Source organism: Caldibacillus sp. 210928-DFI.2.18, from assembly GCF_020554505.1.
GTDB lineage: Bacteria > Bacillota > Bacilli > Bacillales > Caldibacillaceae > Caldifermentibacillus > Caldifermentibacillus hisashii.
Window position 1 is genome coordinate 1 of the sequence record NZ_JAJCHL010000109.1, and the last position, 9,079, is coordinate 9,079.

The window sequence follows — 9,079 nt, forward strand, 5'->3', positions numbered from 1 at the left end:
AACCCACGACAACAGCTTGGAAGGCTGTGGTTTTACCACTAAACTACACCCGCATATAAATTTTTGTTTTAAAATTATAATTCACACTTAAACTAGTCAGCCTTCTTCATGCCTCTTCCTCTGCTAGTTTTTTCATAGAAGTTTATGCGTCGAGGCAACTCGTAGTCAATTCATAGTGGCTTTGCTCGTGGCTGTGGTTTTACCACTAAACTACACCCGCACATAAAACCATTTGTTTGATCAAAATAAGCTGTTTTTGATTATTGATTCAAACATAACGCGCCTGATAGGAGTCGAACCCATAACCTTCTGATCCGTAGTCAGACACTCTATCCAATTGAGCTACAGGCGCAAGTGCAACTTTTATAGTATATTAAACTTATTTGTTTTTGTCAACTACTTTTTAGTGCGGCCGAGAGGACTTGAACCTCCACGGGATTAACTCCCACTAGGCCCTCAACCTAGCGCGTCTGCCATTCCGCCACGACCGCATTTATAATTTCTATAGTTTTATCATAAAAAAGTGAGCCATGGAGGATTCGAACCTCCGACCCTCTGATTAAAAGTCAGATGCTCTACCGACTGAGCTAATGGCTCATTATTATATTTGCATTATTACATTAATAGCCTCTACCTTACTAGGGCATCTACGACGTCCCGATCTCAGTATGATTATTCAAGAAGCGGCTCGATCGGTACGCTGATGTATACTCAAAGAAGCATTTCCATCCGTGCTCTACCGACTGAGCTAATGGCTCGTTATTATATTTACATTATTACATCAAAAGTCGCTATTTTCAGAAGAACTCTAAGTGCTAAGGTAACTCGTAGCTGATTCATAGAAACTTTTAACTCTATCGACTAAGTTAATGACTCATAATACAAATATATACTAGAAGTTTTCTCGATACAAAAGGAATGGCTGGGCTAGCTGGATTCGAACCAGCGCATCACGGAGTCAAAGTCCGTTGCCTTACCGCTTGGCTATAGCCCAATATTTCCTTCAAAGATATTATTACCAAAAATAAAATAATTATTAAATGACCCGTACGGGATTCGAACCCGTGTTACCGCCGTGAAAGGGCGGTGTCTTAACCGCTTGACCAACGGGCCATAACAAATGGCTCCGCAGGTAGGATTCGAACCTACGACCGATCGGTTAACAGCCGATTGCTCTACCACTGAGCTACTGCGGAATAGCAAAGAGTTAATTCCTTCAACCAACTCGACCTTTGTTATTATAATTTGTTTAACTTTGTTTGTCAACACTCTATTTTATTTTTTTTATTTTGCCCCTAACAAAAGCACAAAAGCAAATCAAATGCTCGATCAGTTATTAAGATTTGTCTGTCAACGTCTTTTTTATCTTTCAATCCCAATTTTTTTAAAAACTATCTATCCTAAGACTAAAGTCACGGCTGTTCTAAGTTGAAGTATAAAATATACTCCTTTGTAAATATTCCTGAACATGTTCGTAAGAAGGTCCGCTAGTAACAACACATCCATCGGAGAATCTTCATGTACAGTTAATTTCCGAATATTTATCATACACCTCCCCAAAAACACATTTTCCTTCATTTTACATTCCTTTTTAAAAATAGCCTTACCCCGTTAGATTAAAAATTAACCAAAAAAGCACCCAATTTTTATTGTTTTGAGAAGAAGAAGTTTCAAGTTTTATGCTACCATCCTGCAAAACACCATGTCCAAAGAGGCTTATTTGTTTCCAATAATTACCTGATTAATTTCACCATCTCTCCCTCTAAAGCAAAATTAAAAAAGCACCCGTTCAGGCGCCTTAAAATACTTTACGAATATGTTCAAACTTGTTTTTACTATATATCTCAAGATAAATTGCCGCGGTAATATTCCTTTATTTAAAACCTAAACGACGTATGCCCTACCTCTCATACATCCTTACGACTCCTTAGTCGATCCAGTGTGATTAAGTTCTTAATGATTTCACCAAGAACGCCAAACCATTTATTCCTTTTTGATATTTCAAGTTCGTTCGAAAAAGCATTATCTATATTATACCACGTTGACAAAATAAAAGAAAGCCCCCTCGGCAATCAATTTCCTAACGATCGACATCTTCAATAACTTGTTCATCGAAAAAGGGTTCCAATTCTCCCTATTGAATTGGAGCATACCACGTCAGTATCAATGGACATGTCAATAATAATAAATCCCACCTTATTTCCATTTTTCCACCATCCCGACACATGCAACAAAGATTTTTACTATAGTAACGTCAATTCCAATTGGAACAAGCAAATTCGCCAGACTGTAAAAATCACCGTACTAATAATAACGATTATTTCAATTGATATTTTCGGTTGATTTAAAACTTGCAGTATAAGTAAGCCAATAAAAATTGTAAACAAAGCAAAATCAAACCAAAAGTTTCAGGCTGTTCAACCATATTCCAATTTAGCATCCAGCTACGTTTGCCAATAACCAATTGAGATAAGCCGTTACGTTTAGGACATGCATCCAATGACTATCAGCATGCTTTTTTTGGGCCAGGTAGAGCGCTGTGACACCAAATGTTTAATCTGTCAATAAAAACCAGGTAATGATATTCTTTTTTTCTGAGGCAAGTGCCGAAAGGGTGCTAGAGCAGCATCAACAAAAAATTGTTTTATCCTCTTATGTTTACTTGTCTACCTTTACTAACCGGCCGCCGCATTTCCCGCAAACAAAGCGATTTGTATCTACTCTTCTCTTCCGCTTATAAATAAGGCCGCAATTAGAGCATTGATATTGATATATTTGCACTGACCGTTTTCTTTCTAATGTTTCAGGTAATGGTGTACAGTATCGGGGAGCACCGACTTGACTGGCAAGTTGTTTAAAATGTTGGTCTTTATGTCGGTAACCCATTTTATTTTGATGAAGGTGGTAATGACAAAGTTCATGTTTAATGATACCGATTAATTCTTTTTCTCCATACACATCATAATATTTTTTATTAATTTCAATATTACCGGTCTGTAGTATGTATCTTCCACCCGTTGTCCGCAGTCTTTTATTAAAAACTGCTTTATGTTTGAATTGCCTGTTAAAATATTCAAGGGATATTTTTTCAACTAAATTTTGGAGTTGCTGATCATTCATTTTTGATTTCACCTATAACCTATAAAGTTTCGTGTTTAAATAAAAGTAGTTCACTGACAATCTATTTTAACATAGATTAAATTATACACACATTTAAAAAACTGTACCATCAGCTGACCTTAAACAGATTCTATCCTGAATTGCAATAATAAAAAAGGTAATTGGAATAAACGTTCATTTTTCGGTTATGTGGATTTGTACAATTTCCTTTCAAAAATATTATCGTGAGGATTACCTCTTTCAAAAGGAGGGGTGGTTAATGCCGAGTTGGTTCAAAAAACAAATGCAAAGGGCTTTTTTAGAGAAAAATCGGTACCAAATTAAGTTATTAAATCAGTGCTGGTATTTTTATATGAGAAAAAATTGTTCTTAATTTCTTCTTCCATCGTTCCGGGCAATCCATTAGATTTGCGGTAGGCATGCAGATCATTATGAAAGCCCCTTCCGAATGACATTTGCGGAAGGGGCTTTCTAGTTGACAATAAATGACTTTTTCAGTGACTGGCGATACGACCATGATGATGTGACTGTAACGTTTTTTATTTAACAATAGACGACTTCCTTTTCGATTATGCATGATTCTTTATCAAGAACAAAAACCGTTTCCTCTTAACTTTCCTTTAACATCGACAAGGAAATCCGGCCTTTATTCACATCGACATCGTTCACCCAAACAGTTACAATGTCACCGACGGAAACAACATCAAGCGGGTGTTTAACATATTGGTTACTCATTTTCGAAATGTGGACAAGTCCATCTTGCTTAACACCGATATCAACAAATGCACCAAAATCGACAACGTTCCGAACGGTTCCTTGAAGTTCCATACCTGGTTTTAAATCTTCCATCTTTAATACATCTTTTCTAAGTAATGGTTTTGGTAAATCGTCACGCGGATCTCGTTCCGGTCGTTTCAATGCATCGAAAATATCTTTTAAAGTAAGTTCTCCTACCTCGAGTTCAACAGCCATATCATTAATATTGACTTCATTTAAACGTTGAATAAGCTTCTCAGAGCCAATATCTGTTGTTGAAAAGCCTAATTTCTCCAATAAACGTCTAACAACCGGATAATTTTCGGGATGAATACTTGTCCGATCCAATGGTTCATCTCCATCAACAACCCGGAGAAACCCGATACTTTGTTCATATGTTTTTTCACCAAGCCGAGGAATTTTTTTCAGTTCATCCCGGTTTTTAAATTTCCCGTTTTCCTCACGATATTTTTTAATATTGTTGGCTACCGTTTTGGAAAGGCCAGAGACGTATTGCAAAAGCGAGGAGGATGCCGTATTTACATTGACGCCAACTTGGTTAACGACCGTTTCAACGACAAAAGTAAGCGACTCTTGCAATTTTTTTTGGGAAACATCATGTTGATATTGACCGACGCCAACTGATTTCGGATCAATTTTCACTAATTCAGCCAAAGGATCTTGTAATCTCCGGGCAATTGAGACGGCACTCCTTTCTTCAACATGAAGATCAGGAAATTCCTCCCGTGCAAGATCTGATGCTGAATAGACGCTGGCACCCGCTTCATTAACGATCATATAGTAGGTATCACTACCACCTAATTTTTTTAAAGTATCGGCGATGAATTCTTCGGTTTCACGTGAAGCTGTTCCATTTCCGATCGCAATCATTTCAACCTTATATTTTTCAATAATCCCCATTACTTTATTTTCCGCCTCGTCTTTTTTTGACACCGGTGGATGCGGGTAGATGACATCAATATGAAGAACTTTCCCTGTTTCGTCGACAACGGCTAATTTACAGCCGGTCCGATACGCCGGATCGACACCTAAGACAATTTTTCCTTTTAATGGGGGCTGCAGTAATAATTTCCGCAAGTTCTCAGAAAAAATATGGATTGCCTGTTCTTCGGCCTTTTCCGTTAATTCATTCCGAACTTCCCGTTCAATTGAGGGTTGAATCAACCGTTTATAGCCGTCCTCAATCGCAAGCATGACTTCAGAAGCAACCGGTGAACGCTCATTTTTAATAAACGATTGCTTTAAGTAAGTGATGATTTTTTCAATATCAGGTTTTACAGAAACTTTTAAAATTCCTTCTTTCTCGCCGCGATTCAAGGCAAGGATCCGATGTGGAACAATTTTTCCAACAGGTTCTTCATATTCATAGTACATTTCGAATACTTGTTTTTCGTCCTTTTCTCCATCTTTAACGGCTGATTCAATTATTCCGTGTTTCATCGTTTCAAAACGGATCCATTTCCGCACCTCTGCATCATCTGAAACCATTTCAGCAATAATATCTTTTGCTCCGGTAATGGCATCTTCTTCTGTATGTACGTCAAGTTCTTCATTAATATAACGACGGGCTTCCTCTCGCAATTCTCCTGTTTCCGGGAAGGTCATCATCCAACTTGCAAGCGGTTCTAATCCTCGTTCTTTGGCGATACTTGCTTTTGTTCTGCGCTTTTGTTTATATGGCCGGTATAAATCTTCTACCTCTTGCAGTTTTGTTGCGTTCTCAATTTTTCCCGCCAAATCTTCCGTCAATTTTCCTTGTTCGTCGATAATTCGGATAACTTCCGCTTTCCGTTCTTCTAAATTTAACAAGTAGTTCCAACGATCAAGGATATCACGGATAACAACTTCATCTAAAGCACCCGTCCGTTCTTTCCGGTATCTTGCTATAAAAGGGATTGTATTGCCCTCATTCGTTAAATCAATAACATTTTTTACTTGTGTTAGCTTAATGGCTAATTCCTTTGCCACTTGTTTCATTAATTCCGATTGTTTATCAATGGTTTGCTCCAATGTATTCACTCCCATTATTACATTTTCAGCACTACCTTATTATGATTGAAAAAAGTGAGTAAATCAATTTTGGCTTTCCACTTTGCTTTGGGAAAAATAAAAAAGATAAGCCGTGATGACTTACCTTTTGGCAGAACAGACATTGAAATGAACACCTTTCCCACTATGAACTACCCGCCATTAAAATAACGAGTTTCGGAACCCCTACAAAGTTGTAGGTACTTCACAGGTGTGCCCAACACCACTACTGATTGAGTGTTTAACTCTTTCAGATACTTTCTTCGGAATTTTCCTTCGCCCATCAAATCCTCAATGAATAGAGGAGGATTCCCACTCGGACGTCCTAAACAATTTTACCGTTTTTTTCCTAACATATGTATGAAAAAACGCTCTGATTTTCATTCAAGAGCGTCATTGTTGTTTTCATTCAAAATTCGATCAATCCTAAACTGATTTGTAACGCCTCATCAACTTTTTCCATCATTTCTTCATCCAGATGGGTAATTTTATCGGTAAGTCGCTGTTTATCAATTGTCCGAATTTGTTCTAGAAGTATAACCGAGTCTCGTTCAAAGCCGTATTTTTTCGCATCGATTTCCACATGTGTAGGTAATTTTGCCTTTTGAATCTGAGCGGTGATCGCTGCGATAATCACAGTTGGACTGAACCGATTCCCTATGTCATTCTGTAATATGAGAACAGGACGGACGCCTCCTTGTTCTGAACCAACGACAGGGGAAAGGTCGGCAAAGAAAACGTCGCCTCGTTTAACAATCAAAGGCTTATCCTCCGCTTACTAGTCTCTCAACTGTATGTTCTGCCTCATATTCAGCCTGAAAGCTTTCCGATGCAATAGTCAAATTAATTTTGGCCATTTCCATATATCCCCGTCTCATGGATTCTCGAATGTGTCTTTTTTTCCTTTCACGTAAAAACATTTTTGTCGCTTGATAAATCAGCTCATCGCGATTCACATTTTCTTGTTTAATAAATCCATCCATCTCCAGTAATAGACTTTGCGGCAAGTTCACTAGTATTTCTTGTGTTGCGCTGGATTCAGACACAAAAGACACCTCCAACTACTCACTATGCTTCTTTAAACATAGTAACATTTATTTATCATAATGAAAAGTCATTTCTTTCACTTCCTCACTATTATCAGCCAAAATAGTCGGTTTTTATGCAAAATTCGACCGCTGCACATTCAGTTTGGACATTTTTTTCTAAACCCTATATCTTTTACACCTTTCCAGTCACTTTCTATAATCTGTAATGTGTTAAAAAATATATATGGTTTAATTTTGAGCCACAATATGAAATTATTCAGTATATGGTTATCATAGAACAGAAAAATTGGGAAGGCTCCGCAGACCTTTTGCAATCAGCAGGAGATATCGATGTCCCCACTGATTGAAGTTGTGTAAAGAATAAAGAGGTCACCCTGAAAAATTCACACACGCACTCTCGATGTTTGTGGTGCCCAATTCAGGATAGACCCCTTTACAAAAAAATTATATTGTCATGATTGGAAACTGTTTGACCAACTCATTATCAAAACAATCAAATGAACTTACATCTTTATAAAATTACTTCTCAACAGAAACATTTTGAACAGATTTCGCCAACATTACCATTTCTTCTTTTGTCAAATTATTGGAAGCTATCATATATTCAACATTACCGTCCGTCCAAGTCAGGGAATTGTCCGTCAATGCACCTATCGTGAAGCCTAAATCAACTGGGTCACCCTTAACGACTGTTGGTGACATACTGGATGTTTCAAGAACTTCGACATGTTCTTGCATTAGGGTAAAGGCTTTATCACCCTCATATGTTAAAATTACACGTTTTCCGTTAGATGTAGTGACTTCCTGTTCATCGACGAGTGTAGTTCCGGCAATTTCTTCTGTTGGAATTTTTACAGTTAGCTCAGAATTTGCATCTTTTTCTACAGTACTCACAGGAGCTTCCATTTGGGCACTGGTCATATTTCTGTTCAAATCAAAGGAACCATTATCAAATTTTGCATTGAATTCTGCCTTTGAAAATTCAACAGCAAGCTTCACGTTCCGATCGGAATCCATGACTTTCACAGAAACCGGTGTAAAATCTTTTTTGTTAAACGTAATTTCTTGTAAAGGCAACATTTTATTATATTGGTATCGAGTTTTTGTTTCAAATACATAATGCTTATCTGTTTCAGTCAATTTCGCGTTATCATCTTTCAATAAATCTTGTACAAGCGATTCGTATAAATATGGTTGACTGCTGTTTTTCGGCCATTCGCTCTGAAATTTATAGCTTTTGTTCAGTGCAGGTGTTAGTACGTATACACCTTCTTTATTTCTTAAAATCATTTGACTTTGGTCCCGTTCGGCATTTTTCATATGGACCCGGTATAATTCAGGTTTGTTATGCCACACTTCAATTTGATACTCTTGAGCCTCATTCCCCATTGTTAAAGTCATCTTGGCATCGAGCTTATATCCTTTTAATTCCTCGGTTTTCTTATTCAATTCCTGGATGACTTCTTCCTTCGTTTTCGAACCGCAACCCGCCAAAAGCATAACGAATACCAGTCCGGCAAATAGATAAATCCAGCCTTTTTTCATATTTCCAACCCCTTTATTTCAATCATGTGAGGAGAAGTCTTGTCTCCTTAATTCTTGCAATATGAATATATGAGACAAACTTTCCAAATATGCTAAAGAATGGACATCCATTTTGGGTATTCAGGTATTCAGCTGTTCGAAGTTACTGAAGTGATGATCATTACTTGAGTTTAACATTTCAAAGACGGGTGGGTTTTCGCCGACAAAAAAGGAGATTCAAGCTTATAATGGTGACAAGAATGGGGCTCGTCGTTAAAAACAAGCTTTTCTCAACCAAAAGTGGTGACGAAAACCGGGCTCGTCGTCAAAAAAGAGCGTTTCTCACCGAAAAATGGTGACGAAAACAGATCTCGTCGCCAAAAATGGTCATATCTCACCGAAAAATGGTGACGAGAACCGGGCTCGTCGCCAAAAAAGACCATATCTCACCGAAAAATGGTGACGAGAATGAGTTTCGTCGCCAAAAACAAGCGTTTCTCACCTAAAAGTGGCGACGAGAACCGGGCTCGTCGTCAAAAACAAGCTTTTCTCAACCAAAAGTGGCGACGAAAACGAGTCTC

General features: G+C 37.8%; 7 protein-coding genes and 6 tRNA genes. 1 reads left to right on the plus strand and 12 read right to left on the minus strand.

Going from position 1 to position 9,079, the window contains the following annotated elements; all coding sequences use genetic code 11:
- Window positions 1–278: 278 nt before the first annotated feature.
- The 8 genes from LIZ98_RS15740 to LIZ98_RS15775 form a co-directional block, all read right to left on the minus strand.
- A tRNA-Arg gene (locus LIZ98_RS15740) sits at window positions 279–352 on the minus strand.
- Between the two features lie 55 nt (window positions 353–407).
- A tRNA-Leu gene (locus LIZ98_RS15745) sits at window positions 408–491 on the minus strand.
- Between the two features lie 33 nt (window positions 492–524).
- Window positions 525–597: transfer RNA gene (locus tag LIZ98_RS15750), tRNA-Lys, on the minus strand.
- Window positions 598–919: 322 nt separating this feature from the next.
- Window positions 920–994, minus strand: a tRNA-Gln gene (locus tag LIZ98_RS15755).
- A 47-nt stretch (window positions 995–1,041) separates the two neighbouring features.
- Window positions 1,042–1,113 (minus strand) — tRNA-Glu (locus LIZ98_RS15760).
- A gap of 8 nt (window positions 1,114–1,121) precedes the next feature.
- Window positions 1,122–1,196 (minus strand) — tRNA-Asn (locus tag LIZ98_RS15765).
- A 711-nt stretch (window positions 1,197–1,907) separates the two neighbouring features.
- Entirely contained in the window at window positions 1,908–2,048 is a 141-nt protein-coding gene (locus LIZ98_RS15770) for a hypothetical protein (protein WP_156103153.1), read from the minus strand.
- Between the two features lie 610 nt (window positions 2,049–2,658).
- Window positions 2,659–3,120, minus strand: a complete 462-nt coding sequence (locus LIZ98_RS15775) for a SprT family protein (RefSeq protein WP_041848431.1) — start codon at window positions 3,118–3,120, stop codon at window positions 2,659–2,661.
- Window positions 3,121–3,379: 259 nt separating this feature from the next.
- Between LIZ98_RS15775 and cmpA the strand changes: the two genes are divergently transcribed.
- Window positions 3,380–3,493 carry a cortex morphogenetic protein CmpA gene (gene cmpA, locus LIZ98_RS15780; protein WP_095142672.1) on the plus strand — a complete coding sequence of 38 codons (114 nt, stop codon included), beginning with the start codon at window positions 3,380–3,382 and terminating at the stop codon, window positions 3,491–3,493.
- 236 nt (window positions 3,494–3,729) lie between these two features.
- On the opposite strand, the gene LIZ98_RS15785 is transcribed toward cmpA, so the two are convergent.
- From LIZ98_RS15785 to LIZ98_RS15800, 4 genes are all read right to left on the minus strand, one after another.
- Complete coding sequence (locus tag LIZ98_RS15785) at window positions 3,730–5,922, minus strand: Tex family protein (RefSeq protein WP_285857242.1); 2,193 nt, start codon at window positions 5,920–5,922, stop codon at window positions 3,730–3,732.
- A gap of 412 nt (window positions 5,923–6,334) precedes the next feature.
- On the minus strand, window positions 6,335–6,685 hold the full coding sequence (locus LIZ98_RS15790; RefSeq protein WP_034767829.1) for a type II toxin-antitoxin system PemK/MazF family toxin: 351 nt from the start codon (window positions 6,683–6,685) through the stop codon (window positions 6,335–6,337).
- Between the two features lie 4 nt (window positions 6,686–6,689).
- Window positions 6,690–6,971 carry a CopG family ribbon-helix-helix protein gene (locus LIZ98_RS15795; protein WP_034767827.1) on the minus strand — a complete coding sequence of 94 codons (282 nt, stop codon included), beginning with the start codon at window positions 6,969–6,971 and terminating at the stop codon, window positions 6,690–6,692.
- A gap of 522 nt (window positions 6,972–7,493) precedes the next feature.
- Entirely contained in the window at window positions 7,494–8,519 is a 1,026-nt protein-coding gene (locus LIZ98_RS15800; protein ID WP_095142674.1) for a LolA family protein, read from the minus strand.
- Between the last annotated feature and the right edge of the window lie 560 nt (window positions 8,520–9,079).